General features: G+C 67.5%; 29 protein-coding genes. 6 read left to right on the top strand and 23 right to left on the bottom strand.

Annotated elements, in window-relative coordinates:
• Positions 1 to 25: 25 nt before the first annotated feature.
• Entirely contained in the window at positions 26 to 2,281 is a 2,256-nt protein-coding gene (locus ACOFKW_RS15115) for an AsmA family protein (RefSeq protein ID WP_419814955.1), read from the bottom strand.
• A gap of 86 nt (positions 2,282 to 2,367) precedes the next feature.
• Between ACOFKW_RS15115 and ACOFKW_RS15110 the strand changes: the two genes are divergently transcribed.
• From ACOFKW_RS15110 to ACOFKW_RS15090, 5 genes are all read left to right on the top strand, one after another.
• Positions 2,368 to 3,078, top strand: coding sequence for a transglycosylase SLT domain-containing protein (locus ACOFKW_RS15110; protein WP_419814954.1), 711 nt, complete (start codon positions 2,368 to 2,370; stop codon positions 3,076 to 3,078).
• Entirely contained in the window at positions 3,075 to 5,150 is a 2,076-nt protein-coding gene (gene flhA / locus ACOFKW_RS15105) for a flagellar biosynthesis protein FlhA (protein ID WP_419814953.1), read from the top strand. The genes ACOFKW_RS15110 and flhA overlap by 4 nt, the downstream gene beginning before the upstream one ends.
• 4 nt (positions 5,151 to 5,154) lie before the next feature.
• On the top strand, positions 5,155 to 5,895 hold the full coding sequence (fliA, locus tag ACOFKW_RS15100; RefSeq protein WP_419814952.1) for an RNA polymerase sigma factor FliA: 741 nt from the start codon (positions 5,155 to 5,157) through the stop codon (positions 5,893 to 5,895).
• A 104-nt stretch (positions 5,896 to 5,999) separates the two neighbouring features.
• Positions 6,000 to 6,470: a hypothetical protein gene (locus tag ACOFKW_RS15095; RefSeq protein WP_419814951.1), complete on the top strand. Its 471-nt coding sequence runs from the start codon at positions 6,000 to 6,002 to the stop codon at positions 6,468 to 6,470.
• A gap of 85 nt (positions 6,471 to 6,555) precedes the next feature.
• Positions 6,556 to 6,942 (top strand): heavy metal-binding domain-containing protein, encoded by a 387-nt coding sequence (locus ACOFKW_RS15090; protein ID WP_419814950.1) that lies wholly within the window; start codon positions 6,556 to 6,558, stop codon positions 6,940 to 6,942.
• Between the two features lie 60 nt (positions 6,943 to 7,002).
• Here ACOFKW_RS15090 and uvrB read toward each other — a convergent pair whose 3' ends face one another.
• From uvrB to ACOFKW_RS15065, 5 genes are all read right to left on the bottom strand, one after another.
• Entirely contained in the window at positions 7,003 to 9,210 is a 2,208-nt protein-coding gene (uvrB, locus tag ACOFKW_RS15085) for an excinuclease ABC subunit UvrB (protein WP_419814949.1), read from the bottom strand.
• Between the two features lie 4 nt (positions 9,211 to 9,214).
• Positions 9,215 to 9,814 carry a phosphatase PAP2 family protein gene (locus ACOFKW_RS15080; RefSeq protein WP_419814948.1) on the bottom strand — a complete coding sequence of 200 codons (600 nt, stop codon included), beginning with the start codon at positions 9,812 to 9,814 and terminating at the stop codon, positions 9,215 to 9,217.
• 55 nt (positions 9,815 to 9,869) lie between these two features.
• On the bottom strand, positions 9,870 to 10,127 hold the full coding sequence (locus ACOFKW_RS15075; protein WP_419814947.1) for a hypothetical protein: 258 nt from the start codon (positions 10,125 to 10,127) through the stop codon (positions 9,870 to 9,872).
• A gap of 164 nt (positions 10,128 to 10,291) precedes the next feature.
• Positions 10,292 to 12,277 carry an acetyl-CoA carboxylase biotin carboxylase subunit gene (locus ACOFKW_RS15070; RefSeq protein ID WP_419814946.1) on the bottom strand — a complete coding sequence of 662 codons (1,986 nt, stop codon included), beginning with the start codon at positions 12,275 to 12,277 and terminating at the stop codon, positions 10,292 to 10,294.
• A 118-nt stretch (positions 12,278 to 12,395) separates the two neighbouring features.
• Positions 12,396 to 13,055 carry a PEPxxWA-CTERM sorting domain-containing protein gene (locus ACOFKW_RS15065; protein WP_419816969.1) on the bottom strand — a complete coding sequence of 220 codons (660 nt, stop codon included), beginning with the start codon at positions 13,053 to 13,055 and terminating at the stop codon, positions 12,396 to 12,398.
• A gap of 264 nt (positions 13,056 to 13,319) precedes the next feature.
• Here ACOFKW_RS15065 and ACOFKW_RS15060 point away from each other — a divergent pair, with 264 nt between their 5' ends.
• Positions 13,320 to 13,865 (top strand): hypothetical protein, encoded by a 546-nt coding sequence (locus ACOFKW_RS15060; protein ID WP_419814945.1) that lies wholly within the window; start codon positions 13,320 to 13,322, stop codon positions 13,863 to 13,865.
• A 22-nt stretch (positions 13,866 to 13,887) separates the two neighbouring features.
• On the opposite strand, the gene ACOFKW_RS15055 is transcribed toward ACOFKW_RS15060, so the two are convergent.
• The 17 genes from ACOFKW_RS15055 to ACOFKW_RS14975 all read right to left on the bottom strand — a co-directional run bounded on the left by ACOFKW_RS15055 (position 13,888) and on the right by ACOFKW_RS14975 (position 26,730).
• On the bottom strand, positions 13,888 to 15,414 hold the full coding sequence (locus tag ACOFKW_RS15055) for an acyl-CoA carboxylase subunit beta (protein WP_419814944.1): 1,527 nt from the start codon (positions 15,412 to 15,414) through the stop codon (positions 13,888 to 13,890).
• 52 nt (positions 15,415 to 15,466) lie between these two features.
• Positions 15,467 to 16,156 (bottom strand): ATP12 family chaperone protein, encoded by a 690-nt coding sequence (locus ACOFKW_RS15050; RefSeq protein WP_419814943.1) that lies wholly within the window; start codon positions 16,154 to 16,156, stop codon positions 15,467 to 15,469.
• Positions 16,153 to 16,335, bottom strand: a complete 183-nt coding sequence (locus tag ACOFKW_RS15045; RefSeq protein WP_419814942.1) for a hypothetical protein — start codon at positions 16,333 to 16,335, stop codon at positions 16,153 to 16,155. The genes ACOFKW_RS15050 and ACOFKW_RS15045 overlap by 4 nt, the downstream gene beginning before the upstream one ends.
• Positions 16,332 to 16,991, bottom strand: coding sequence for an HAD-IA family hydrolase (locus tag ACOFKW_RS15040; protein WP_419814941.1), 660 nt, complete (start codon positions 16,989 to 16,991; stop codon positions 16,332 to 16,334). Before ACOFKW_RS15040 ends, ACOFKW_RS15045 begins: the two co-directional genes overlap by 4 nt.
• Positions 16,985 to 17,584, bottom strand: a complete 600-nt coding sequence (locus ACOFKW_RS15035; RefSeq protein WP_419814940.1) for an FMN-binding negative transcriptional regulator — start codon at positions 17,582 to 17,584, stop codon at positions 16,985 to 16,987. The genes ACOFKW_RS15040 and ACOFKW_RS15035 overlap by 7 nt, the downstream gene beginning before the upstream one ends.
• On the bottom strand, positions 17,584 to 18,663 hold the full coding sequence (locus tag ACOFKW_RS15030) for an RluA family pseudouridine synthase (RefSeq protein WP_419814939.1): 1,080 nt from the start codon (positions 18,661 to 18,663) through the stop codon (positions 17,584 to 17,586). Before ACOFKW_RS15030 ends, ACOFKW_RS15035 begins: the two co-directional genes overlap by 1 nt.
• Complete coding sequence (gene crcB / locus ACOFKW_RS15025; protein ID WP_419814938.1) at positions 18,660 to 19,052, bottom strand: fluoride efflux transporter CrcB; 393 nt, start codon at positions 19,050 to 19,052, stop codon at positions 18,660 to 18,662. The genes ACOFKW_RS15030 and crcB overlap by 4 nt, the downstream gene beginning before the upstream one ends.
• Positions 19,053 to 19,341: 289 nt before the next feature.
• Positions 19,342 to 19,824 (bottom strand): N-acetyltransferase family protein, encoded by a 483-nt coding sequence (locus ACOFKW_RS15020; RefSeq protein WP_419814937.1) that lies wholly within the window; start codon positions 19,822 to 19,824, stop codon positions 19,342 to 19,344.
• Positions 19,825 to 19,868: 44 nt separating this feature from the next.
• Complete coding sequence (locus ACOFKW_RS15015) at positions 19,869 to 20,765, bottom strand: hypothetical protein (protein ID WP_419814936.1); 897 nt, start codon at positions 20,763 to 20,765, stop codon at positions 19,869 to 19,871.
• The gene (locus tag ACOFKW_RS15010; RefSeq protein ID WP_419814935.1) at positions 20,719 to 21,285 is read right to left on the bottom strand and encodes a YbhB/YbcL family Raf kinase inhibitor-like protein; all 567 of its coding nucleotides are present in this window, start codon (positions 21,283 to 21,285) and stop codon (positions 20,719 to 20,721) included. The genes ACOFKW_RS15015 and ACOFKW_RS15010 overlap by 47 nt, the downstream gene beginning before the upstream one ends.
• A 34-nt stretch (positions 21,286 to 21,319) precedes the next feature.
• On the bottom strand, positions 21,320 to 22,630 hold the full coding sequence (locus ACOFKW_RS15005) for a replication-associated recombination protein A (RefSeq protein WP_419814934.1): 1,311 nt from the start codon (positions 22,628 to 22,630) through the stop codon (positions 21,320 to 21,322).
• 31 nt (positions 22,631 to 22,661) lie between these two features.
• Positions 22,662 to 23,453 (bottom strand): hypothetical protein, encoded by a 792-nt coding sequence (locus ACOFKW_RS15000; protein ID WP_419814933.1) that lies wholly within the window; start codon positions 23,451 to 23,453, stop codon positions 22,662 to 22,664.
• 266 nt (positions 23,454 to 23,719) lie between these two features.
• Positions 23,720 to 23,992: a DUF3297 family protein gene (locus tag ACOFKW_RS14995; RefSeq protein WP_419814932.1), complete on the bottom strand. Its 273-nt coding sequence runs from the start codon at positions 23,990 to 23,992 to the stop codon at positions 23,720 to 23,722.
• Between the two features lie 124 nt (positions 23,993 to 24,116).
• Positions 24,117 to 24,725 carry a 50S ribosomal protein L9 gene (gene rplI / locus ACOFKW_RS14990; RefSeq protein ID WP_419814931.1) on the bottom strand — a complete coding sequence of 203 codons (609 nt, stop codon included), beginning with the start codon at positions 24,723 to 24,725 and terminating at the stop codon, positions 24,117 to 24,119.
• 11 nt (positions 24,726 to 24,736) lie between these two features.
• Entirely contained in the window at positions 24,737 to 24,961 is a 225-nt protein-coding gene (gene rpsR, locus ACOFKW_RS14985) for a 30S ribosomal protein S18 (protein ID WP_419814930.1), read from the bottom strand.
• Between the two features lie 13 nt (positions 24,962 to 24,974).
• Entirely contained in the window at positions 24,975 to 25,475 is a 501-nt protein-coding gene (gene rpsF, locus ACOFKW_RS14980; protein WP_419814929.1) for a 30S ribosomal protein S6, read from the bottom strand.
• 145 nt (positions 25,476 to 25,620) lie between these two features.
• Positions 25,621 to 26,730 (bottom strand): tetratricopeptide repeat protein, encoded by a 1,110-nt coding sequence (locus tag ACOFKW_RS14975; protein WP_419814928.1) that lies wholly within the window; start codon positions 26,728 to 26,730, stop codon positions 25,621 to 25,623.
• Positions 26,731 to 26,744: the final 14 nt, after the last annotated feature.

The raw sequence follows: 26,744 nt of genomic DNA, 5'->3' as shown, positions 1-26,744 counted from the left end.
TGAACCGCCAATTAGCGGACGCCGACTACTTCTTCTTTTTCACCTTCGGATCGCTCGGTGCGGCGTCGACCACCTTGGCCGGCTTGGCAGCTTCGACGGCGGCGCAATTGACGTTCTTCGCGTCGCCGAGATCGACGAAGGCGAGGATCGCACCCAGACCACCGGTGGCGACGCCTAGCCCGACGCCGGCCGCGGTCCGCGTGATGAGCTGGCGCGAGATCGGATGTATCGTCGGTGCAGCGAAGAAGCCGCCAAGCCCGACCGGTGACTGGCCGGAGAACAGGCTGAACTCCTTGGAGTCGCCGCGGAAGTTCAGGTCGACCGACTCGTCCTTGAAGCTGAACTCACCGCGACCGCGGAAGTTGGCGCGCTTGGTGTCGAACAGGATCGGGTCGGCGGTCGAGATGCCGTCCTTGACCGTGAAGGCGATGACGCCGCAGCGGATCTCTGTTGGCTTCTTGAGCTTCTGGATCAGGCCGGTCGTGATGTAGTTCTGCAGGTCGAGCTTACCCAGCTCGATATTGCGCAGCCACAGCGTTCCCGCGGGGAAGACCAGCGCGATGCGACCGGTCGAGGTCGCCAGCGAGGTTCGCACCGTGTCGCCATAGCCCTTAAGCTGGAGCCGTCCGAACACGCTGGCCGTGGTGCCGCTCTTCTCGACGTCGAACGATGTCAGCAGCTTGCCCAGCGGCACGCGGCTCATGCGAATGTCGTAGTCGGTAACCACCGGCCGGACCGAGGCGTTCAGGTCGATGTCGGCGGTCATCCGGCCGCCGATGACGTTGAATGCCACCGGCTTCAGGATCAGCCGGCTGTCCTTGAGCGCGAGGCCAAGCGTCAACCCTGAGATCGGCACGCTGCCGGTACGGACCGTGGTCGCGCTGTACTTGACGTTGGCGTTGAAGGCCTTGAGTTGCTCGACGGCCAGCGGTGCGTCGGGGAGGACGCGCGGTGTGCCGGCGACCGTGGTGATGACGGCCTTGCCGCCCTGCTTGTCGAGCTTCTCGGGCGAGTAGCCGAACAACGGTCCGACATCGAGGATGTCGAGCACCTTGGTTTTGAGATCGGCATCGAGGAACGGCTTGGCGCCGCTGACGTCGGCGCTCATCCGCCCGGCGATGTCGCTGCCTCCGATGCGCCCGGCCATGTCGTCGAAGCGGTAGACCTTGCCGTTCTTGATCAGCTGCGACGACAATCTGTACGGGCGGGTCGCGGCGGAGACGAGGCCAAACAGCTTGAACGCATCCTGCAAATTCTGGCCGGTCACGGCGAGGCGGATCGGTGCGCCCTCGATGCTGTTGCTGCGTGGGATGGTCCCCGATGCGTCTACGTGCGTCCGCGCCGCGGTGGCGTGCAGGTCGAGCTTGGACTGGCCATTCGGCTTCGACTTGTCGACCGGGCTGACCGAGCCGCGAATGTCGAAGGCGGTCGCCGGCGCCTGCTTGTGGATCAGGCGCAACGGGTCCTGCAGGTTCGGCCCGACCGCGCTGAACTTCAGGTCGGCGCCGTCGAGACGTGAGACGCCGGCCAGCGAACCGGCGACGTTGATCGTCGACCGGGCGACATGAGCCTCGGCGGTCAACCCTAACCGGCCACCGGCCGCAGCCTGGTTGGGCGTGGTGATCGCGCCCTTCAGGGTGAACGGCGCGTCGAGCGCGGTACCATCACCGGTGAAGGTCAGCGGCCCGGCGACCCGGACCTTGCCCTTGTCCTGCGGGTTGCTCGCCGCGACGTCGCCGAAGCGGACGTTGACGTCGGCCTTGTTCTTGGCGTCGAGGAAATGCAGCGTCGAGCCGGTGATCGCGGCGCGCTGGATCTCCGGCATCTCGAACGGCTCGGTGCTGTTGAAGGTCCAGGTGTTGCGGCCCTGCGCATCGACCTCGGCGCCGACATTGCCACCGTCGAGGTTGAGGTAGCGCACCTGGCGCTCACCGTGGAGCAGCGGCAGCACGTTGACCTCGGTGTCGATGGTGCGGGCGCTGAACAGCTGCGGATCCTTGGCCCAGTTCGGGTTTCCGACGGTCAGGCCCTCCGCATAGAATTTGATGTGCGGGTTGAGATAGAATTGGAAGTCGCCGGCGACCTTGACCGGACGCTCCGCGGTCTTGCTCGCGTAGCGTTCGAACGGCCCTTTCAGGAAGCGGCCCTTGGTGACGTACAGCACGACATAGGCCAGCACGAAGATGCCGATCAGGGTGGCGAGCACCGCGAACAGCGTGCTCAGGCCAGTGTCGACCGGGCGGCGAAGCGGACGGACGACGGACTGGGGTCGGGTGCTCATGAAGTTGTGAACACGACGGCAAGCAAGTCGTTCCGGCGGGATTGGCACGGGCTTTGCACTGCTTCCAGCGAAGGGGCGGGGCAAACATGTCTATCGCGGCGGTCGGTGGCGAGAGTGCGACAGTCGGTGCGGTCCGGCAGGCCGCCGCGCGTACCGGCGTCGACTTCGACTACCTCCTCGCCCAGGCTCGCGTCGAAAGTGGGCTGAACTCAGACGCTGCCGCCGTCACCAGCAGCGCCCGCGGGCTGTACCAGTTCACCGATGCGACCTGGCTCGACACCGTCCGCAAGCACGGCGCCGAGCACGGCCTTGGCTGGGCAGCGGCGGCACTGAGCGGCCCGGTGTCCACCAACCTGCGCGCGACAATCCTCGATCTACGGCGCAATCCCGCCGATTCCGCAGCGATGGCGGCCGCATTCGCACAGGACAATGCCGCCTATCTGCAAGGACATCTTGGGCGCGAACCGGCCGCCACCGACCTGTACCTTGCCCACTTCCTCGGCCCCGCCGGTGCGGTGCGTTTCCTCGCTGCGAAGGACGCGGACCCGGGTAGCGCCGCCGCCGCGATCGCCCCTGCTGCTGCCGCCGCGAACCGAGCAATCTTCGCCGCGCAGGACGGTCGCTCGCGCTCGCTGGCCGAGGTGTATGACCGCTTCACCGCCCGGCTCGGCACCGGCAACACCTTGCCGCGGGCCGGCAAGATCGTGCCGCCCGCATGGCCCCAGACGGTCCAGATTGCCGCCGCGCCACAAGCCGCGCGCCTCGCCTATCTCCTGCTCGCGGAGCTCGGCGCATGACCGCTGCCGGGATCCTGCGCCACGGCCTGTCGGTGATCGAGCCGCGCGCGACGCTGTTGCCTTTGGCGATCCTGACGCTGGTGCTGCTGATGGTCGTGCCGATCCCGCCGCTGCTGCTCGACGTGTTCTTCACGCTGAACCTCGCCATCTCGCTAATCGTCCTGATGGTCGCGATCAACACGCGCAAGCCGCTGGATTTCTCGGCGTTCCCGACCGTCCTGCTGTTCGCGACGCTGCTCCGCCTCAGCCTCAACGTCGCCTCGACCCGCGTCGTGCTCGTCGGCGGCCACAAGGGCACGGCGGCGGCGGGCCACGTCATCGAGGCATTCGGCAGCTTCCTGATCGGCGGCGATTATGTCGTCGGCATCTTCGTCTTCGCGATCCTGATGATCATCAATCTCGTCGTCATCACCAAGGGCGCCGGGCGCGTGTCCGAGGTCGCGGCGCGCTTCACCCTCGACGCCATGCCGGGCAAGCAGATGGCCATCGACGCCGATCTCAACGCCGGGCTGCTGACCGCGGACCAGGCGCGCGACCGCCGTGCCGAGGTCTCGACCGAGGCCGACTTCCACGGCTCGATGGACGGCGCCTCCAAGTTCGTGAAGGGCGATGCCGTCGCCGGGGTGATGATCCTGTTCATCAACATCATCGGCGGGCTGGTCCTCGGCACCGTCCAGCACGGCCTGTCGCTCAGCGAGGCGGCGCGGACCTACCTCCTGCTCGCGATCGGCGACGGGCTGGTCGCACAGGTCCCGGCGTTGCTGCTGTCGATCGCCGCCGCGATGATCGTCACCCGCGTCGCCTCGGAGCACGACCTTGCCGGCCAGATCAGCCGCCAGTTCGCCGGGCCTGCCGCCTGGGTTCCGGTGGCAGGCATCCTCGGCCTACTCGGATTGCTGCCGGGCATGCCGCATTTCGTCCTTCTCAGCTTCGCGGGAGGCGCAGCCTTCGCCGCGTTCAAGCTGTCCCGCCCCAAGGCCGTCGTCCACGCACCCGTCGCTCCCGACAACCCGGCCACCATCGACTGGGACGAAGTCGCCGACACCGCGGTCGTCGCGCTCGAACTCGGCTACGGCCTGATCGCCCTGGTCGACGAGGCGCGGGGCAGCCCGCTGATGGTCCGCATCACCGCCATCCGCCGCGCCTTGTCCAAGTCGCTCGGCTTCGTCGTGCCGGTGGTGCGTGTCCGCGACGAGATCGGGCTCAGCCCGCAGACCTACCGCATCCTGATCGACGGCGTCGTCGTCGGCGAGGACAGCGCCTGGCCCGACGACATGCTGGCGCTTGAGGCCGGGCCCGTCGATCCGGAGATCCCCGGCCGTACGGTCAAGGATCCCGCCTTCGGTCTCGACGCTCGATGGATCGACCCCGGCGAGGCGGACTTTGCCACCGCGGCGGGCTATACCGTTGTCGACGCCGCGACGGTGATCGGCACCCATCTCAACACCTTGCTGACCGCCCGCGCCGCCTCGCTGCTCGGGCAGGACGAGGTGCAGAAGCTGCTCGACACGCTGGCCCAGACGGCGCCGCAGCTCGTCGCCGGACTGGTGCCCAAGCTGTTGCCGCTCGCCACCGTCACCGTCGTGCTGCAGCGACTGCTGGAGGAGGGCGTGCCGATCCGCGACCTGCGCCGCACAATCGGCGCGCTCGCCACCGTCGCGGCGCGGAGCACCGATTCCGTAGACTTGACCGAACTCGTCCGCCCGCTGCTCGGCGCGGCCATCGTCCAGACCCTCGCCCTGACGCGCGCGCCGCTGCTGGCGATCACCCTCGCGCCCGAACTGGAGGACCTGCTCGCCGCCTCGATCCGCGCCAACCCGGCGACGCTCTATCCGTTCGATCCCGCGCTCGCCCAGCGCGTCGCCGGTGCCTTGGGCGAGGCCGCTGCCCCGCTGCAACGCGACGGCGACCCGGTCACCATCGTCACCACGCCCGCCGTCCGCCGCGCCCTGTTCCAGTTGCTGCGCTACCGCCTGCCCGGCGCCAACGTCCTCAGCATCTTCGAAATCCCCGACGACCGCGCCATCGAAGTTGTCGCCACGGTCGGCGGCGCCGAACCCCAAGGAGCCTGACCACATGGACGCCCGCCTCGGCTCGAACCTTGCGCTCTATGCGCCCGCCGCGCTGGCGAAGACCGATCCCGAACGGCTGATCGGCTCGCACCTCGGGCTGGTCCGCCGCATCGCCTGGCACGTCCACGCCCGCGTCTCGACGGCGATCCCGGTCGAGGATCTCGTCCAGATCGGCATGGTCGCGCTGATCGAATCCGCCCGCGCCTTCGAGGATCGCGGCCACGCCGCCTTCGCCACCTACGCCAGTGTCCGCGTCCGCGGCGCGATGATCGACAACCTCCGCAAATCGGCGACGCTGGTCCGCAGCGCGATCCGCCGCCGCCGCGAATTCGGCATCGTTTCCAGCCGCCTGTCGGGCCAGCTTGGCCGCCCGCCGACCGACGCCGAGATGGCTGAGGCGCTGGAGATGACCGTCGAAGCCTATCGCACCGCCGCCGACACCACCCACGCCCTGCGCTACGATTCGCTCGACGAAGTCTATTCCGACCACAGCGAATGGTTCGCCGACGACGCGCCCGACGCCTTCGACAACCTTGCGCGCAACGACCTCAAGCGCGCTGTTGCCGCCGCCATCGGCGTCCTGCCCGAGCGCGAGGCGCTGGTCCTGCAGCTCTATTATGTCGAGGAGCTCAACCTCGAGGAGATCGGCCAGACCATGAACGTCGGTGCCGCGCGTATCTGCCAGATCAAGAAAGCGGCCCTCGACCGGCTGCGCGCCAAGCTGGCCGGCTGGGACGGCATCTAGCCGGCCTTTACCCGGTATTAGCATCGAGGGCGCACACTCCGCGTGTCGGTCGCACGATTTCACAGTCGTCGTAGCCGCCGCGTTCAGTAATGTGAGTTCGTGTAATGCTTTACCGTGTTCGGTCGCGTCTCCATCCGACGATCATCGGCGCCTGCCTTGCCGCGACTGCCTCCGCCGCCAGCGCCGGCACCGTCTGTCACTCGTCGGGTTTCGCTGGTTACGAAGCGCAGGTCGCCCACGCCGCCCGCGTCCTCCCCGCCCAGACATCCGACCCGATGCAGGTCGCAATCTACACCGAGCAGGTCGGCGCGGTGTTCTACTACCAGTCCAACTACGTCCGCCCCGGCAGCCGCTTCCCGACCAAGATCCTCAACGAGACCCCGTTGCCGATCAAGGCGGTGCTGGAGAACATCCTCTACACCTCGGCCGCCGAGGCCAAGGCAGCTGCCGCCGCGACTGCAGTCATCATCGCGACCGCCCCCGTCCTGCACGGCGAGGCACTGGCAAGCGACGATCAGGCGCAGGGCGCGTCGGTGCAACTTGCCTCGCTCAGCATCGGCGACGGTCCGCGCTAGCTGCTCGGCATTGACGCTATCATCGCTGGGTTCGAGGATAGCTTGCAGGAAGCGACGCTGAGCCGGGGGGAAGATGCGAGTTGAGTTGAAGCACATAGTTGTTGCGGTGGGCATGGTGTTCGGTGCCGCGACGATCTCGGTGGCGACCGCTCAGACGGTTCCGGCGTTCGTCAATCCGGCGACTGGAATACCGGTCTTCCCCGGCGACCTTCCCGAGCGCCCCTATGATGTCATCGGCGAAGTCAAAGCCGGCGTCCGCAAGGCAACGGTGTTCAGCCCCGCCGCGTCGGAAGCGAAGATCTACCGTGAGCTTTGGGAGCGCGGCCAGAAGCTTGGCGCCGATGCGGTGATCAATGCGAAATACGGCAACTCGCATATCAATGCGCTGAGCTGGGGGAGTACCACCGCGACCGGCACCGCGATCCGCTTCAGGGCCGTGGCTCCAGAAGCAGCGGCCGCACCGGCGAAGTAACAGGCGGCACGCCGGCGCGATTTGCTTGCAGTCTCCGCGACAGGCTTCAGACTCAGTCGACTAGCGCTTGCCCGCCCCGAAGCGCTTGCCGCCCTTGGCCTTCATCTTGGCGAAGCGCGTCGTGCGGGTGCCCGGCGCGCCGCCCATGCTGCGGCCCTGCACCGGCGCCTTGCGCTCGCCCTCCGGGATGCCGAGTTCGTCGGACTCCAGGCGGCGGATCTGGTCGCGGATGGCCGCGGCGACTTCGAAGTCGAGGTCGGAGGCGGCCTTTTGCATCTGCTTCTCGAGGTCGTTGATGTACGCCTTGAGATTGTGGCCGACGAGGTTGGGCGTCGCATCGTCGCCGGTGTCGATCAGCACGGAGTCGCGGTTCGACACGTCCGCCAGCACGTCGGAGATGTTGCGCTTGATCGAGGTCGGGGTGATGCCGTGCTCGAGGTTGTACGCCTCCTGCCGGGTGCGGCGGCGGCCGGTCTCGGCCATGGCGCGTTCCATGCTGCCGGTGACGTGGTCGGCGTACAGGATGACCCGGCCCTCGACGTTGCGCGCGGCGCGGCCGATGGTCTGGATCAGCGAGGTCTCGGAGCGCAGGAAGCCTTCCTTGTCGGCGTCGAGGATGCAGACCAGTCCACATTCGGGGATGTCGAGGCCCTCGCGCAGCAGGTTGATGCCGACCAGCACGTCATAGACACCGAGCCGCAGGTCGCGGATGAGTTCAATGCGTTCAAGTGTTTCGACGTCGCTGTGCATGTAGCGCACGCGCAGGCCCGCCTCGTGCATGAACTCGGTCAGGTCCTCGGCCATGCGCTTGGTCAGCGTGGTGACCAGCGTGCGGTAACCGTTGGCGGCGACCTTGCGCGCCTCGGCGATGCAATCCTCGACCTGGTCCTCGACAGGCTTGATCTCGACGGGCGGGTCGACCAGCCCGGTCGGGCGAATGACCTGCTCGACGAAGACGCCGCCGGTCGCCTCCATCTCCCACTTGCCGGGGGTGGCGGAGACGAACACCGTCTGCGGGCGCATCGCCTCCCACTCCTCGAAGCGCAGCGGGCGGTTGTCGATGCACGACGGCAGGCGGAAACCATATTCGGCCAGCGTGATCTTGCGCCGGTGGTCGCCGCGCGACATGCCGTTGATCTGGCCGATGGTGACGTGGCTCTCGTCGACGAACAGCAGGGCGTTGTCGGGGAGGTATTCGAACAGGGTGGGGGGCGGCTCGCCGGGCAGGCGACCGGTCAGGAAGCGGCTGTAATTCTCGATGCCGGCGCAGCTGCCGGTGGCGGCGATCATCTCGAGGTCGAAGTTGGTGCGCTGCTCCAGCCGCTGCGCCTCCAGCAGTTTGCCCTCGGTGTTGAGCTCCTTCAACCGCTCGGTCAGCTCGTGGCGGATGGCGCCGCTGGCCTGCATCAGCGTCGGGCCGGGGGTGACGTAGTGCGAGTTGGCGTAGACCTTGATCGAGTCGAGGTCGGTGATCTTCTTGCCGGTCAGCGGGTCGAACTCGACGATGCTCTCGATCTCGTCGCCGAAGAAGCCGATGCGCCAAGCGCTGTCCTCGTAATGCGACGGGAACAGCTCCAGCGAGTCGCCGCGGACGCGGAAATTGCCGCGCGCGAAGGCCGCCTCGTTGCGCTTGTACTGCAGCGCGACGAGCTTGCGGATGATCTCCTGCCTGTCGGCCCCGGCGCCCTTTTTCAGGCTGAAGGTCATCGCGGAATAGGTCTCGACCGAGCCGATGCCGTAGAGGCACGACACCGAGGCGACGATGATGACGTCGTCGCGCTCCAGCAATGCGCGGGTGGCCGAGTGGCGCATCCGGTCGATCGCCTCGTTTACCGAGGACTCCTTTTCGATGTAGGTGTCGGAGCGCGGGACATAGGCCTCGGGCTGGTAATAGTCGTAGTAGCTGACGAAATACTCGACGGCGTTGTCGGGGAAGAAGCTCTTGAACTCGCCGTATAATTGCGCTGCGAGGATCTTGTTGGGCGCAAGGATCAGGGCAGGGCGCTGGACCGCCTCGATCACTTTCGCGGCGGTGAAGGTCTTGCCCGATCCGGTGACGCCGAGCAGCACCTGGTCGCGCTCGCCGGCATTGGCCTGTGCGACCAGTTCGGCGATGGCGTTGGGCTGGTCGCCGGCGGGGATATAGTCGGTCGCCAGCGTGAAGGTCTTGCCGCCCTCCGACTTGGGCGGGCGGGCCGGACGGTGGGGCTGGAAGACTCCCTCGGTCTCGATCTCGGCGAGCGACGTGCGGATCTGGATTTCGGCCATGCGCCTAATATGGGCGATGGACGCGTTTCGTTCCAGTGCTGCGGTGAAACAGCCGGTCGATGATTTCCGCGGCGACCAACCCGACTGCGGCACCGGCGACGACATCGGAGACGAAGTGCGAGCGGCGCGAAATCTGAACCAGGGCGACGCTGGCGGCGGTGCTCCACACCGGTACGGCATGATGCGGGAAGGCGCGCGCGGCGGTGGCGGCGATGGCGACGACGCCGGCGGTGTGGCCCGAGGGGAAGGACTTCAGGCGCTTGTCCTGGGTGTCGCCGACTTCGCTGATATAGCGGCCTTCCTCGAACATCAGGGCCGGGCGGGAGCGGTTGACCTGTTTCTTGACCACCGTTTTCAGCGCGGTCGCCAGCCCCAGCGCCGCCAGCATCCGGGTACCGGCCAGGCAATGCTTGCGGTCCCAGCGCAGGATACCGAGCGTCACCACCGCCAGCCCCGCGGCAATCATCGGCGGCTGGTCGCCCAGGTCGCCGAGGCGGCCCAGCGCGTGGACCAGCGGATTTTCGTCGACGGGGGCGAGGACGTGGGCGACGGTGATATCCGCGGCTTCGACTGCCGCGACCGCCTTGATCAGGGATTGTTGCACCCTTGGAAGAACCGCGGCTGCCGTCCGATGTTCCGAACGGCAGCCGGGCCAGTGGCTAGTTGGTCGCTGTCGAGGCGCTGCTCGTGGTCGTCGTCGTGCCCGGTGCCGTGGTCTTGGCGCTGGTCGTCGTTGTCTTGGCGACGTGCTTGACCTTGTGCTTGGCGCGGTGATGGACGGGCGCCTTGTGGACCACGACGACGCTCGGCGTGGTGCTCTCGCTGTGATGGGTGGTCGTCGAGCTGGTCGTGGTCGATGTCTGGGCAAGCGCGGGGCCGGCGATGATCGCTGCGGCGGCGAGAATGACGAACTTCATGGGGACCTCCTGTAAGCCTGCCTCCGCCGATGCGGTGGCTGGCGGCAATATGCGGTTCCTGGATGAATGAAACATTGCCGGTACGATGCCTGCGGTTCATCGACAGGACCGGCCGCGCGTACAGGATCGCGGGCAGGTCGATATGCTGCGCCCAAGCTCGGCGACTAGACCTCGAACTCGAGGATCACCGCGTCGACGGCGAGCGAATCCCCGGCCTTGGCGCGGACTTCCTTGACCGTCGCGGCCTTTTCGGCGCGCAGGATGTTCTCCATCTTCATCGCCTCGACGGTGGCGAGCTGCTGGCCGGGCTCGACGCGGTCGCCGGCCTTGACGTCGAGCTTCACGATCAGCCCGGGCATCGGGCACAGCAGGAAACGCGACAGGTCGGGCGCGACCTTGGCGATCATGTGCCGGGCCAGGGCGGCAGCACGCGGGGTCAGCACGCGAACGACATGGCTGAAGCCCGCCGCGGTCAGGCGGTAACCGGTGGCGGTCGGGTCCACCGCGATGGTGATGTCGCGCTCGTCGAGCTTGCCGTTGAACAGGCCCTCGCCGAAGCGCCAGTCGCTGGTCAGGTCGTGTTCCGCGCCGTCGATGTCGAGCTGGAAGCCGCCCGCATCGACGATGTTGACGACATGGTCGTTGCCGTCGAGCTGGACCACCCAGTCCTCGCCGAACTGCGCGCCCTGGCCGTTCAGCTGCCCGTCGATGAGCTGGGCGCGCTCGGCGGCGGTGGCGTGCATGGCGGCGGCGGCCGCGACCAGGGCGGTGCGGGTGTCGTCGTCCAGTGGCCGGCCGTGAAAACCGTCGGGATATTCCTCGGCGATGAAGGCGGTGGTCACCTGCTCGCCGGCGATGAAGCGCGGGTGGCGCATCAGGGCGGCCAGGAAGTCGATGTTATGGCTGATACCGCGGACCAGATAGGCGTCGAGCGCCTTGGCCTGCAGCGCGATGGCCTCCGCGCGGGTCGGCGCATGGGTGATCAGCTTGGCGATCATCGGATCGTAGAACATGCTGATTTCGCTGCCCTCGACAACGCCGGTATCGACGCGGACGCCGTGGCCCGATGGCGGTGACAGACGCGCCAGCCGGCCGATCGAGGGCAGGAAGCCGCGGTACGGGTCCTCGGCATAGACGCGCGTTTCGATCGCATGGCCGTCCAGCCTGACGTCGGCCTGGGTGAAGCCAAGGGGTTCGCCATACGCGACGCGGATCATGTCCTCGACCAGGTCGCGTCCGGTGATCGCCTCGGTGACCGGATGCTCGACCTGCAGGCGGGTGTTCATTTCAAGAAAGTAGAAGGAGCGGTCGGCGCCGGCGATGAACTCGACCGTGCCGGCGCTGGTGTAGCCGACGCCGCGCGCCAGTGCGACCGCCTGCTCGCCCATCGCCTTGCGCATCTCGGGCGTGACGAACGGCGAGGGCGCCTCCTCGACGACTTTCTGGTGGCGGCGCTGGATCGAGCAGTCGCGCTCGTTGAGATAGACGATATTGCCCTGCGTATCGCCGAGCAGCTGGATCTCGATGTGACGCGGCTGCTCGATTAACTTCTCGATGAACACCCGGTCGTCGCCGAAGCTCGCCAGCCCTTCGCGCTTGGTCGCCTCGAAGCCGTCGCGGACATCGGTCTCGCTCCACGCCAACCGCATGCCCTTGCCGCCGCCGCCGGCGCTGGCCTTCATCATCACCGGATAGCCGATCTCGGACGCGATACGCACGGCATGGTCGGTGTCGTCGATCTCGCCGACGAAGCCCGGCACCACCGAGACGCCGGCGGCGCGCGCCAGCTTCTTGGACTCGATCTTGTCGCCCATCGCTGCGATGGCGGAAGCGGGCGGCCCGATGAAGGCGATGCCCTCAGCCGCCAGCCGCTCGGCAAAGGCGGCGCGCTCGCTTAAGAAACCATAGCCGGGATGGACCGCCTGCGCCCCGGTCGCCTTGCACGCCGCTATGATCGCGTCGGCAAGAAGGTAGCTCTCGGCGGCGGGCGGCGGCCCCAGGCGTACGGCCTCGTCGGCCATCTCGACGTGCAACGCGCCTGCGTCGGCGTCGGAATAGACCGCGACCGTGGCAATGCCCATCTTGCGGCAGGTCCTGATGACCCGGCAGGCGATCTCGCCGCGATTGGCGATCAATATCTTGGTGAACATCGAGGCTCCCTGTGCCGACCCTTCAACCGGGCGCAGCCCGCGACGTCAAGCGCTAGCCTCCACAACAGGAAGGGCGGCAGGTTGCCCTGCCGCCCCATCATGCCGGTTTTGCCGAGTGTCAGGCGGCGACGATATTGCTCCGGCGGCGACGGGCGGCAAAGCCGGTCATGCCGAATCCGGCGATCATCAGCGCCCAGGTCGCCGGCTCCGGAACAGCGGTGGAGAAGCCGATCTCACTGACGAAGGCCCAGTTGCTGGGAACCTGCTCGAACTGGATGGTGTGGCTCGTCCCGGTCAGGCTCAGCCCGCCCAGCGTCACGGCGCCGACGGTGCCGAGCGTCGGTGCGGTAAAGCTCTGCGCGATGCCGTCGACCAGGATCGAGGCAGGTGCCAGGACGCCGCCGATATTGCTGTTGTCGAGATTGATCGTGATCGTATCGATCTTCGTGCCGCTGGCGAAGTGGAAGGTCAGCACGGGGTTGGACGTCGCCTGCTGCAGCCAGCCGACGTACAGTCCGGTACCGGAGGTGTTGGAGACCTGGTCCCATGGCGTGGTCGCGACGACGCCGTCGGTCAGCTTGCCATGTCCGCCGGAAAGGGCAGCGCCATCGGTCGTCGTGCTGCCGCTGCCGGTATAGGCGGCATCCCAATAGTTGTACGTGCCATTCGACGCCCTGCCGTCGCCGTTGGGCAGGTCATAGCCGGTGCTGAGCACGACGGTCGCCGAGGCGCTGTTGGAGCTGAGGGCGGCCGCGGCAAGGACGCCGGCCACGAACACGGTCTTCAAGGTCGTCGAGATGAACAAAGCGGTACCCCCAGCCTGCAAATACAGGCGATGTTTACGGATACGCAACAATCATGCCATCTTCGTTGTTTTGACGAAAAGTTGTCCTGCCAGCGGCTTAGCGCAACGCGCGCTTGCGGATCGTAACCGAAATGTAAGGAATTCCGACAGATCGCGCAGATTTCATTGGAGGCGCATTTCTCCATGCAGGAGGCGTCTCACGATCCAGTTGACATGTAGGAACCCATATGGTTCATCATGGGGATGAGTATAACCTTCACTCCTGAACGTCCGCTCCGCACTCGCGCCGATGGCTGGACGCCGGTGCGACAGCGAATGTTCATCGAGCGGCTGGCGCGGACGTCGAGCGTCGTCGAGGCGGCGGAGGCGGTCGGGCTGACCACGCAATCCGCCTATCGCTTCCGCAAGACGCCGCAGGGGGCGGGCTTCGCGCTGGCCTGGGGGTTGGCGTTGAAGGTGGTGATCAAGCAGCTCGGCGACAGCGCCATGAGCCGTGCCATCAACGGCGTCTCGACGCCGGTGTTTCACCGGGGCGAGGTCTGCGGCGAGCGTATCGTCTTCAACGACCGCCTGCTGATGTTCCTGCTCAAGCACCGCGATCCGCTGACCTACACCGATCTCGCCTTCACGCCGGGCCTGCAATACGAGGACCCCGACGAGATGCGCGCCGACCTCAACGAGGCGCTCGACGCGATCAGCCCGCCGCCGCCGCTGCCTGAATGGTCGGAGGAGGCGCCGCCGCCGGCCGCAGCCCAGCCCGACGACAACCTCTCACTCGTGTAACCTTCGTAACCTTCCGCGGCCCCTACAGCGGGATATTGTCGTGCTTCTTCCACGGGTTCTCGAGCTTCTTGGTACGAAGCTTGCGCAGGCCGATGGCGATCCGCCGGCGGGTCGAATGGGGCATGATGACCTCGTCGATGAAGCCCATGCTGGCGGCGACGAAGGGGTTGGCGAAGCGCGCCTCGTACTCGGCGGTGCGCTCGGCGATCTCTTCGGGCGACTTGCCGCGGAAGATGATCTCGACGGCACCCTTGGCGCCCATGACGGCGATCTCGGCGGTCGGCCAGGCGTAGTTGAGGTCGCCGCGCAGGTGCTTGGAGGCCATGACGTCGTACGCGCCGCCGTACGCCTTGCGGGTGATGACGGTGATCTTGGGGACGGTCGCCTCGGCATAGGCGAACAGCAGCTTGGCGCCGTGCTTGATGATGCCGCCAAGCTCCTGCGCGACGCCGGGCAGGAAGCCGGGGACGTCGACGAAGGTGACGATCGGGATGGAGAAGGCGTCGCAGAAGCGCACGAAGCGCGCTGCCTTCTTGGACGAGTTGATGTCGAGGACACCGGCCAGCACCATCGGCTGGTTGGCGACGATGCCGACGGTCGAGCCCTCGATGCGGGCCAGGCCGATGATGATGTTGCCGGCGTGACCGGGCTGGAGCTCGAAGAACTGGCCCTCGTCGGCGACCTTCCGGATCAGCTCGTGCATGTCGTACGGCTTGTTGGCGGAGGACGGGATCAGCGTGTCGAGGCTGGGCTCGAGCCGCTCGGGGTCGTCGGTCGAGGGGCGGAAGGGCACGCCGGTGCGGTTGTTGAGCGGCAGGAAGTCGAAGAAGGTGCGGGTCCGCAGCAGGGCGTCGATGTCGTCCTCGCACGCCAGGTCGGCGACGCCGGAGCGGGTGGAATGGGTGATCGCGCCGCCCAGATCCTCCTGGGTGACGACCTCGTTGGTGACGGTCTTGACCACGTCGGGGCCGGTGACGAACATGTAGCTTGAGTCCTTCACCATGAAGATGAAGTCGGTCATGGCGGGGGAATAGACCGCCCCGCCGGCGCAAGGCCCCATGATGAGAGAGAGCTGGGGGATGACACCGGAGGCGAGGACGTTGCGCTGGAAGACCTCGGCATAGCCGCCGAGCGAGGCGACGCCCTCCTGGATGCGCGCCCCGCCGCTGTCGTTCAGGCCGATCACCGGGGCGCCGACCTTCATCGCCATGTCCATGATCTTGCAGATCTTCTGGGCATGGCGCTCGGACAGGGAGCCGCCGAAGACGGTGAAGTCCTGGCTGAAGACATAGACCAGCCGGCCGCTGATCGTGCCGGAGCCGGTGACGACGCCGTCGCCGGGGATCTTCTGGGCAGCCATGCCGAACTCGACGGCGTTGTGCTCGACGTACATGTCGAGCTCCTCGAAGCTGCCGGGGTCGAGCAGCACGTCGAGGCGCTCGCGCGCGGTCAGCCGGCCCTTCTTGTGCTGGGCGTCGATGCGGGCCTGGCCGCCACCCATGCGCGCTGCCTCGCGGCGCCGTTCGAGTTCGTCGAGGGTCTTGAGCATGGGGTCTCCGCGGTGTTGCGGCAGGCTTAGCGTCGGGGGAGGGGGCTGTCGACTACAGGAGGCGGAGCAGACGCTCGGCGGCGTCGAGGGACTTGCGCTTGTCGGCCCAGCCGGCCTCGACCAGCGGGTCGCGGCCCCACTTCTCGGTCTGCCACAGCTCGTCGAGCTGCCCGGCATGCCAGGCCTGGTCGGCGTCGATATGCGCTTCTGCCAAGGCGAGGGCGATGACCGCGGAGCCGCTGATCGTCACGGCGTGGTTGAGGGCAGCCAGCCGGAACGGGTCATAGGCGGCAAAGGCGGCGAGCATGCGGGCGAGCGTCGCGGCAGGCTGGGGCTTGTGGAGGATTCCTGTGGTGACGGTAAAGGCGACGTCGTAGCGTTGCCGGGCCCAGGCCAGCAGCGGGTCCCACACCGCCGCCTGCCGCGCCACGAGGTCGTCGGGGAACTCGGCGCGATAGGCGAGTAGCTCGCTCTCGGCGAAGGCGGCGAGGCCGGCGGCGAAGGTGGCTGTGTCAGGGGCGATGCGATCGATCGCAGCGTTGGCGAGGCCGGTCAGCGGCATTGTCTCGGGCCGGATCTCCTGCTCCTGCGCCCGCCATTCGTCGGCGATCGCCTGCGCCAGCTGGGCGGTCGGGACGAGCAACGGCAAACGGGCAGGGGTCTTGACCGGGCGACCGTCGAGGGCAAGGCCGTGGCCCTCCGGATGCTCTATGGTGGTGACCGCCTTGTAGAAGCGCTTCATCGCTTGGAGGTCAGCCCGAGGTGGCGCGGGCGGAGCAACAGGCTGGCGACGGTGAGCACGAGCAGGGCGCCGCCCGCGAGCATCTGGTGTCGGTTGAGCAGGTACAGCCCGGCAAAGCCGAGCAGCAGGCCGACGAGCCGGACCGCAAAATAGACGCCGAAAGCCTGTTTGTCGGTCATGCGGTCTCCAGCCTGGCGATCAGCTCGGGCATCGTCTCGACCACCGCCTCGGCCCCGACGGCGAGCAGTTCATGGGCTTCGTGATAGCCCCAGTCGACCCCGATGGCGCGGACCCCGGCGCGCCGGCCCATGATCATGTCGAAGGTCGTGTCGCCGATGATGACTGTCTCTGCCGGTGTGCTGCCCGCCTGTGTGATGGCCGCCAGCAGCATGGCCGGGTGTGGCTTGGACGGGTGGCGATCGGCGGTCTGCAGGGTGACAAAATGGTCGGCCAGGCCGTGGTGAGCGAGCAGGAAGCCAAGCCCGCGGTCCGACTTGCCGGTGGCGACGCCGAGCAGCCAGCCGCTCGCCCGCAGCGCGTCGAGGCCGTCTCGCACCCCGGCGTACAGTGGTTCCGGATCGAGCCGTCCTTCGGCGCGCAGCTTGTAGAAGGCGTCCTTGTAGTCGGCGGCCAGCGCGTCGTGCAGCGCCTCCTCGGCGTCCGGCAGCAACACCTGCATCGCCTCGACCAGACTCAGCCCGACGATGCGGCGGGTGGCATGGTCGTCGGGCGGCGCAAGGCCATTGCGGACGAAGCTGTCGGCCATGCAGCGGACGATGTTCGCCTGGCTGTCGACCAACGTCCCGTCACAGTCGAAGACGGCGAGCTTCACCATCCCCGGTCAGCCACCAGCACCGCCGCCGCGTCGGCCTGTCCACTCGCCTGCAGCCCGGCAACGACGCCCCGGACATCGACCTCGCCCTTGTTCTGGCTCAGCTTGCGGGTCGCGCGGATCACGGTGGCACTCAACTCGAAGCCGGTGATCGCGCCGCACATCGCAGCGAAGCGGCGCGGGTCCATCTTCGCCCGCGTCCAGTCCTCGCCGACCCGGGCTTCGTGGACCGTGGTCGTCGCGTCGAGCAGGTCAACGAGCTTGCCGTCGCTCATGCGTCGCACCGGTCCCTCGCACTCGACGGCGAGGTAGTTCCAAGTCGGCACTTGGCCACGCTCGTCTGCGTACCAGTTCGGGCTGACGTAGTGGCCCGGGCCGCCAACGCTCGCCAATGCGGTCGCGCCGTTCAACGCCGAGGTCAGGGCGTTGCTGTTGGCGAGGTGGAAGCGCAGCGTCTCGCCCGCCACCAGCACCGGGACATGCGCCACCCGTGGCCCCAAGGGCGTCTGCAGGAAGACGTGCGCGAACGACACTTCGGCGACGAAGGCGAGGGCGGCGGCGCGGTCATCCCAGGCGAACGCCGGGGACGGGTGCATCAGCGCGCGCCCCGGCTGCGGCGCTCTCCCCGACGTGCCAGCCGGCGCTGCTTGGCGTCCTGCGCCTCCATCTTGGCCTTGCCCTCGGGCGTGTCCTTGAAGCGCACCTGCTCGAGCGGCAGCTTGTCGCCATCGGCCTCGGTGAAGCCCAGCATCTCGAAGCTCTGCGAGATGTGTTCGGGCAGCGTCGCGGTGATGTCGAGGCTGCCGCCGTCGGGATGTTCGATGATCAGGCGTCGGGCGTGGAGGTGCAGCTTGCGGCTGATCCCGCCGGTCAGATAGGAGTCCTTCAGGCCGTACTTGCCGTCGCCAACGATCGGGTGGCCGATGGCGGCGGAGTGGACGCGGATCTGATGGGTCCGGCCGGTCTGTGGCTGGTACTCGACCCAGGCGGCACGCGCAGCGGCATGGTCGATGACGCGGTAGATGGTCCGCGCCGACTGGCCGCCCTCGGGGTCGACGTGCATCTTCTCGCCGCCGCTGCCGGGCTGCTTCGCCAGCGGTGCGTCGATCTCGCCAGAGTGCGGCTCGGGGGTGCCGACGGTCAGCGCCCAATAGACCTTGCGGGCGGTGCGCTGGGCAAAGGCCTTGCTGAAGAACGCCGCGCCGTGCGCCGTGCGGGCCAGCAGCAGGACGCCCGACGTGTCCTTGTCGAGCCGGTGGACCAGCTTGGGCCGGACGTTGGAGTCGAACATCAACGCGTCGAGCAGGCCGTCGACATGGGTCGTCGTGCCGGTGCCGCCCTGCGTCGCGAGGCCCGGTGGCTTGTTGATGACCAGCGCGTGCTTGTCGCGGTGGATGACCAGCGTCTGCGCGTATTCGACCTCGCCGGGCGACAGCAGGCGGCGCGGCGCGACGCCTGGAGCGCCCGACGGGACTTCCTCGGGCGGTGGCATGGTCAGCACCTGGCCGGTCTTGAGCCGGTCGCCGGGATCGGTCTTGGCGCCGTCGAGGCGCAGGACACCGGTGCGGGCCCAGCGCGACACGATGTTGAAGCTCGTCTCCGGCTCGTGGCGCTTGAACCAGCGGTCGACGCGGATGCCGTCATCGTCCTCGACGATGGTGAAGTTGCGGCTCATGCCGAGCGCACCAGCAGGGTGCCGCAGTAGAGCGCGACGACGCTGCCCGCGACCGACGACACGGCATAGGCGCCGGCCAGCCCGACATCGCCGCGCAGGATCATCTGCACGACCTCCAGCGAGAAGGCCGAGAAGGTGGTGAAGCCGCCCAGCACGCCGACGCCAAGCAGCAGCCGCAGCGGCTCGCCGCCGTCGCCGCGCAGGGCCAGCCAGCCGACCAGCATGCCCATCAACAGGCCGCCGAGGATGTTGACGCCCCAGGTGCCGAACGGCAGTCCCGGCCCGAGGGTCTCGAACGTCCAGCGCCCGACGAGATAGCGCATCGCAGCACCGAAGCCGCCGCCGATCATGACCAGCAGCACCGGCGGAAAATTTGTAAGTGAGAGCATCGGGCGCTGTTTAGCTGGAGTAGGCGGTTTTGGGAACCTCGACGCCGCGCCGGTGACCAACCGCGGAAGTTCACTTAACTTCATGGTATAAACGCGCATCGCGGTGTCCTTTCCTGCGGCGGGTGAGAGGAACGGGAGGCGCGACTCAACAGACGCGGACGAACATGTTTTCCAAAGGCAACGTGAACGGAGTGATGTACCGTATAGGAGAGTCTGTAGGAAAATAGATAATTGATTTGGCGCAATCAGTGAACGGCCCCAGCCCGGTCCCGAAACGCCGCCCCGGCTGTCAAAGCGTCCGGAACATCACCAGCGCGTCGACATAGCCCTGTTCCGGGTGCCGGAACGCCAGCGGCAGGCGCCCGACGGTTTCGAACCCCAGCGACTGCCACAGTCGCACCGCCCGCTCGTTGACGCTGACGACGAAGTTGAACTGCATCGCGCGATAACCCGAGGCGCGCGCCTGCTCCAGCGAGTGCTCGCACATCAAGCGCGCGACACCCCGGCCGGTTGCCGCCGCGCTCGTCATATAGCCGCAGTTGCAGACGTGGCGTCCGCCGCCGGCCTGATTGGCGCGCAGGTAATAGGTGCCGACGATCGCGCCGTCGTCCTCGACCACGAAGACGTCCTTGTCCGGCGCCAGCCAATAGGCCAGCGCCGCCGCCGGGCTCATGTCGGCGTCGAGAGCGTAGGTCGAGCCCTGCCTTATGGTCGGCAGGATGACCGCCAGGATGGGTTCGCTATCGCCGGCGTCCGCTTTCCTGATCTTCATCGGATGACATTAGCGACGAGGGCGAAGCCCGCAATCGGCGCGGACTAGCGCAGGCCGAAGGTCCAGCCTTCAGTGGCGGCGATCTGTGGCGTGAGGTCGCCCGGCGACCAGTACGATGGGTCGGCGGCGACCGCACGCAGGCCGGCGGCCGACACGAGGGCGTCGCCGATATGGTCGTCGAACGTCTCCGGGATGGTGTCGCCGCACGGTGCGCTGCCCAATGCGACCAGCGCCGCGTCGAGTACCTGCCGCGAGCGCAGCTTGCCGCGCGCTCCGCCCATCTGCGCGAACAGCCGGCAATAGATCTCGACCAGCACCGGTCCGTCGGCGGGCAGCGGGTCCATCGGCCATGCCGGGACGCCGTCGAGCCCGGCAAGGACGCGCATTCCCGACAGGCTGGCCTTGCCGCACTGTGCCGCGCCGAGCAGGACGAACACCGACGACGGGACGTTGCCACGCGACTGGTCGAGCCGCTCGGCGACGCGCAGGCGGGCACGATCGCGGCGCGGTCCGTCACCGGCGCCGAGCCAGAAGTGATCGCGGCGGTGATCGACATAGGTCGCGATGCCGTGGTGCGGATCGGCCGCGCAGACGGCATCGACTTCGCGCCACAGGGTCCGGGCATCGGCGGGCGACGGACCACCCGGGAAATAGCCGCCGGCATCCGCGAAGGGCAGGCCGAAGCACATGTCGATGCCGACCAGCACGCGCTCGCCGGCGTCGCGGTAGCCGGCGATCAACGCCGCGACCTCGGCCCGGGACCAGGGGCGGTCGGGCGCCAGCAGCCGCGGCGGACCATCGCCGACCAGTGCCTCCGCGACGGCGATGGCGCGGTGGCGCTCGCCCTTGGCGCCGGTCCAGTCGATGCCGACGAAGCGGGTGAACGGGGTCAGTTCACACCCGCTGGTAGGTGCCGATGAGCACGCCCTTCGCCGTGGCATGCTTGACCAGGGCCTCCAGGATCGCGGCACGGCCGGGATGATCGCCCAGCCTGCTCGCGCTGCCGAGCGCGAAGATCTGGAAGACGTAGCGGTGGACGCCGTGGCCCTTGGGCGGATCGGCAGGCAGCCAGCCGGCCTTGAGATAGGAGTTGCGACCCAGCGCCAATGTCGTCGGGCTGGACGAGATCATGCCCTCCGCGATGCCGAAGTCGCGGCCTGGCAGGCGGTGGACGATGGCGTGGACCAGCGGCGCCGGCGTCGGCGAATCGGCATCCTCGACGATGATGACGACCTCGGCCGTGCCGGCGGGAACGCCGCGCCATTCGAGGGGCGGCGACGTCCCGGCACCGTCGGCCGTGAAGGTCGCCGGCATCGCATCGCCGTCGAGAAAAGCGTGGCTCGTCAGGGTGATCGTGTCGGGCAGGGCGGTGAGGCGCGCATCGTGGATCGTCGTCTTCTCGACGCCGGGACGGATGCCGCTGAGGGCACGGCCGATTGCTCCGGGCAGGTTTTCCAGCATGTTCGTTTCCTCTCCCCGCCCCAACCGTCGGCAGCTATTGCGGTTTCACCCGTCGGCGCTCGGCCCAGGCGGCAAGGCGTTCGGCAATACGCTTCTCCATGCCGCGATCGGTCGGCGCATAGAAGCTCTGCGGGCTCATCTCCTCGGGCCAATAATCGGCACCCGAAAAGCCGTCGGCCTGGTCATGGTCATAGGCATAGTCCTTGCCGTACCCGAGCGTCTTCATCAGCTTGGTCGGCGCGTTGAGGATGTTCTGCGGCGGCATCAGCGAGCCGGTCTCCTTCGCCGACCGCCACGCAGACTTCTGCGCCTTGTAGGCGGCGTTCGATTTCGGCGCGGTGGCGAGATACAGGCAGGCGTGGGCGATCGCCAGCTCACCCTCGGGCGAGCCGAGGAAGTCGTAGGATTCCTTGGCCGCCAGGGTCACCACCAGCGCGTTGGAGTCCGCCAGCCCGATGTCCTCGCTGGCGAAGCGCACCAACCGCCGCAGGACGTACAATGGCTCCTCGCCCGCCGTCAGCATCCGCGCCAGATAGTAGAGCGCGGCGTCCGGGTCGGAGCCGCGCAGGCTTTTGTGGAGCGCCGAGATCAGGTTGTAATGGCCTTCGCGGTCCTTGTCGTAGACCGCAACGCGCCGGTGCAGCAGGTCGCGAAGTTGGCCGGGTTCGAGCGGCGCGTCGACCTGGATCGAGAACAGCGTCTCCGCCTGGTTGAGCAGGAAGCGGCCGTCGCCGTCGGCGCTGGCGACGAGAGCATCGCGGGCTTCGGCGGTGAGCGGCAGCGGGCGGCCCTCGTCGGCGACGGCGCGGTCGAGCAGCTTCTCCAGCGCCGCGGCGTCGAGGCGGCGGACGATCAGCACCTGCGCCCGGCTGAGCAGCGCGGCGTTGAGTTCGAAGCTCGGATTCTCGGTGGTCGCGCCGACGAGGGTGATCGTGCCGTCCTCGACATAGGGCAGGAAGCCGTCCTGCTGGGCGCGATTGAAGCGGTGGATCTCGTCGACGAACAACAGCGTGCGCTGGCCGGCGCGGGCGGCAGCGCGGGCCTCGGCGAACAGCTTCTTGAGGTCGGCGACCCCCGAGAACACGGCGGAGATCATCACGAAGCGCAGGCCGACGGCATCGGCGAGCAGCCGCGCGATCGTGGTCTTGCCGGTGCCGGGCGGCCCCCACAGGATCAGCGAGGCGAGCTTGCCCGCCGTGACCATGCGGCCGATGGCGCCGTCGGTGCCGGTCAGATGCTCCTGGCCGACGACCTCGTCGAGCGCGCGAGGGCGCAACCGCTCGGCCAGGGGTTGGCCGGGGAGGTTGCTGGCGGGCGGCAATTCGGCGGCGAACAGGTCGGACATCGACTGGCGATATAGGCGGGGCGGCCCGGCGCTACCAGTTCAGATAATCGTCGAGGTTGAGCGCGTCGCGACGGGCCAGTGCCTCGGCCGCGATATAGCCGGTGAGCGACATCCAGATCGTCTCGCCGTGATTGGCATAGACGATAAGATAGCTGTCGCAGCAGGCGGCAAGGCCGTGGCGGCCGTGGACGACCTGTTGGGCACGGTAGATGGTCATCGCGGCGATGGCGGCAGCGAGATAGGCGGCAAGGTTGGCGCGCGACATGACCTGGTTGCGCGGTGGTACCGTCATCGGGCGGGCGGCGCGGAGGAAGACCCCGGCCAGCTCGCCGTGCAGGACATCGATGACCCGGTCAGGGCCGATGTTGACGCGCTGCGGCAGTTGCTTGGTGTTGCCCGCCAGTCGCTTGGCCATGTCGAGCAGGTCGCGGGCATGGGCGTCGCGTCCGCCGGCAGCGGCGAGTTGCGCGAAGACCCGGGCTTCGAGGCCGAGGTTGCAGAAATGCGCCGCGTCGGTGCGCCGGCACGACGTCGAGGGTTTGTCGACGACCTTGGGGTCGGTCTCGTCGAAGTCGTAATGGTCGATGTGAGTGGAGCGGAAGCCGCTGTCGATCTGGTGAGTCGCGGCGACCTCGAAGGCGTGGGCGGGCTCGACGACCAGGCCGGTGCCCAGCACCGCGACCCGGCGGCAGGTCGCATCGAGCGCGAACAGGAACAGGAAGAAATGGATGGCACGCTCGCGGGCGTGCATGAGCAGCGCGTCGCCGATGGTGCCGGCGAGGTTGACCCCGGACAACGACCCGGCCGAATGCTCGCGTGCCATGTCGCGCTCCCCGTGGTTACGGCGGCGCAATGCACGTTACGGGGACGAAACACAAGGTTTTGGGGGTGGGAGCGAGAGGGCGTGAGAGGTCGCGCTATTGAGAGAGACCGTCATCCCGGCGAAGGCCGGGACCCATTCAGCTCGAAATTCGACTTGGCCAGGCCTGCGGCGCGCAATGCTGCTGGAGGCGCTTGATGGGTCCCGGCCTGCGCCGGGATGACGATCATCGTCCGGCCTTCCTCACCAGCGGCAACCGCCGTCTCGGTTCAGGCGATATCCTTGAACCACGGCTCGACGACGCCCTGCTGCTTGATGGTGATCGGGTTCCCACGGCGGTCGCGGCTGTTGCCGACCGTCAGGCGGACCCAGCCCTCGGACACGCAATATTCCTCGACGGTGGTGCGCTCGGTACCGTTGAAGCGGATGCCGATGCCGCGGCTCAGCGTCGCCTCGTCGTAATAGGGCGTGCCGGGCGTCGCCGACAGGCGGTCGGGCGGAACGTCGGTCGCGGTGGTCGGGATCGAGGTGTCGTCGGTCATGATCGTGACCTCATCTTGAAACTGTCATCCCGGCGAAGACCGGGACCGAGCCACCTTACAGGGTATGTGCCCCGTAGCGTAACTCGGTCCCGACCTTCGCCGGGATGACCGATATAACGAGAGTTTAGGCTTCGTCGTCCGCAGGCGCTTCGGCGGCTGGTGCAGGCGCGTTGTCGCCCTGCAGGCCGGGCTCGGCGTTGGGATCGAAGTCCTCGGTGAAGCCGGCACCGTCGCGCTCGAACATGTCGGCGGAGACGTTGACGCCCTTGGCCTGCAGCTCGGCCTCCTCGGGGGAGCGAGCGACGTTGACCTTGATGGTCACCGAAACCTCGGGGTGCAGCGCGACCTTGACGTCGTACAGGCCGAGCGCCTTGATCGGCTTGTCGAGGACGATCTGGTTACGGGTCACCTTGGCACCGTCGGCGATCAGCGCGTCGGCGAGGTCGCGGGTAGCGACCGAACCGTACAGCTGGCCGGTGTTCGAAGCCTGGCGGATCAGCGTCACCGTCTTGCCCTCGATGTCCTTGGCGTCGACAGCCGCGACGTCGCGACGGCCGGCGTTGTCGGCTTCGATCTGGGCACGGTTGTTCTCGAACCGCTTCTTGTTGGCTTCACTGGCCCGCAGCGCCTTCTGGCGCGGCAGCAGGAAGTTGCGTGCGAAGCCGGGCTTTACGGAGACAACGTCCCCGATGTTGCCAAGCTTCTCGACGCGCTCGAGCAGGATCACATCCATTGAATTTGCTCCTACTTAACGAGGTAGGGCAGCAAGCCCAGATGGCGCGCGCGCTTGATCGCCTGGGCGAGTTCGCGCTGCTTCTTGCCGCTGACGGCAGTGATGCGGCTCGGTACGATCTTGCCACGCTCGGAGACGAAGCCCTGCAGCAGGCGAACGTCCTTATAGTCGATCTTCGGCGCATCGGGACCGGAGAACGGGCAGCTCTTGCGGCGGCGGAAAAATGGACGTCCCATGTATCAGCCCTCCTTAAGCCGTGCGCGGGCGGAAACCGCCGCCACGCTCGCCGCCACCGGCACCAGCGCCTGAGCGCTCGCCGCCGAAGCCACCACCACCGCCACGCGGACGGTCGCCCCGGTCGCCGCGATCACCGCGGTCGCCACGGTCACGATCGCCGCCACGGCCATCACGGTCGCGCTCGCGGCTTTCGTTGCGACGCATCATCGCCGACGGCTCGACTTCGAGCGCATCGACCTTGACGGTCATGTAGCGGAGAATGTCCTCGTTCAGCGCAACCTGGCGCTCCAGCTCGGCGACGGCCGGCGACGGAGCATCGATGTTGAACATCACGTAATGCGCCTTGCGGTTCTTCTTGATCCGGTAGGCGAGGGTACGCAGGCCCCAATATTCGTTCTTGGTAACGGCGCCCTTGCCGTCGGTGATGATCTTGGTGAAAGTCTCGCTCAGCGCCTCGACCTGGGCTGTCGCCAGGTCCTGTCGCAAGAGGAAGACATGCTCGTATGACGGCATGTGTCCGTTACTCCGTGTCGGCCGATCGTTGATGGCGCACCATGCGACACCCCTCCGGCTGGCTTTCGAAAAGCAAACGGCGGAGGACTTGCCCCCGCCGGTGCTGGCAGGCTCCCTAGGGGAACCCGCCGGTAAACGCAAGCTGTTAGCCCTTGGTCGAGGTGTACAGCGCCCACATGTTGCCGATGTCGCGGAACTCGCTGGCATCGGTGATGGCGGCGAAGCTGGCCTTGGCCGGACCGATCTGGCCGGCGCGGACCTGGGCGATGCCCTTGTAGATGCGCGCCTGGTCGGCTTGGCCACCGCCTGCTGCGATGACCTTGTCGTAGGCCGCGATCGCCTGTGGATACTGGCCGAGGCCGAGATAGGCCTGGGCACCCTGCAGCGCAGTCGCCGGGCTAGCGACGAGCTTGGGCGCCTGGGCGGCCGATGCGGCGGCGCGCTGGGTAGCGGCCTGGGCGAGGCGCTGGCTCATCGCGTCGGTGCCGGTGGTGCCGGCCTTGGCGAGGACGTCGCGTGCCGTGCCCGACTGGCCGGCGACCAGCGCCAGCTTGGCGAACTCGAGGTAATCCTCGTTGCGGTCGATGGTGTTGGTCTGGCTCATCAGGTGATACAGCGCCAGCTTGGCATCGGCGCTCATAGAACCCTGGCGCATGTTGACCAGCAGGGTCTTCCAGCGTGCCGGCGACGGATCGATCTTGATCAGGCGCGTCGTGGTGGCGATGTAGCCCTTCTTGTCGCCCGACTTGTACTGGGCGGCCGAGAGGTTCTCGAGATAGGCGGGCTTGGGACCGTTGGTCTTGATCAGGTTGTTGTAGGCGGTGACCGCCTCGCCGTAGCGACCCTGGCGCGCGGCGGCCTGGGCGATCAACACCTGCATGTCGTCGCCACCGGCCTTGCGAGCGTAGCTGACAGCCTTGTCGAGGTTGCCGGCGTTATAATAAAGTTGGGCGAGCTGCTTGGGCGGTGCGCCCAGCGCTTCGAGCTCGGTCGCGGCCTTACCGTACTGACCTGCCTTGGTGTACACATAGGCGGCCATCTGACCGACCTTGCTGCGCTCCTCGGGGGTCTTGGCCGCGGTGCGAGCGGCGTTGACCGAGGCGATCGCGGCAGCGGTGTTGCCCGAGGCAGCAGCCTTGGATGCGGCGGTCAGCGGCTTGCCGACGGCGGAGGAAACAGCGGCGCCGGCAGGTGCCATCGCCATCATCAGGGCGGGGACCGATGCAGCCAGCGCAAGTGACTTGACGAAGTTCATTGGGACCCTCTCGA

The organism is Glacieibacterium sp. (assembly GCF_965200405.1).
Classification (GTDB): domain Bacteria; phylum Pseudomonadota; class Alphaproteobacteria; order Sphingomonadales; family Sphingomonadaceae; genus Glacieibacterium.
Note: the sequence above shows the minus strand (reverse complement) of the source record. Positions and strands in the feature narration are given on the sequence as shown.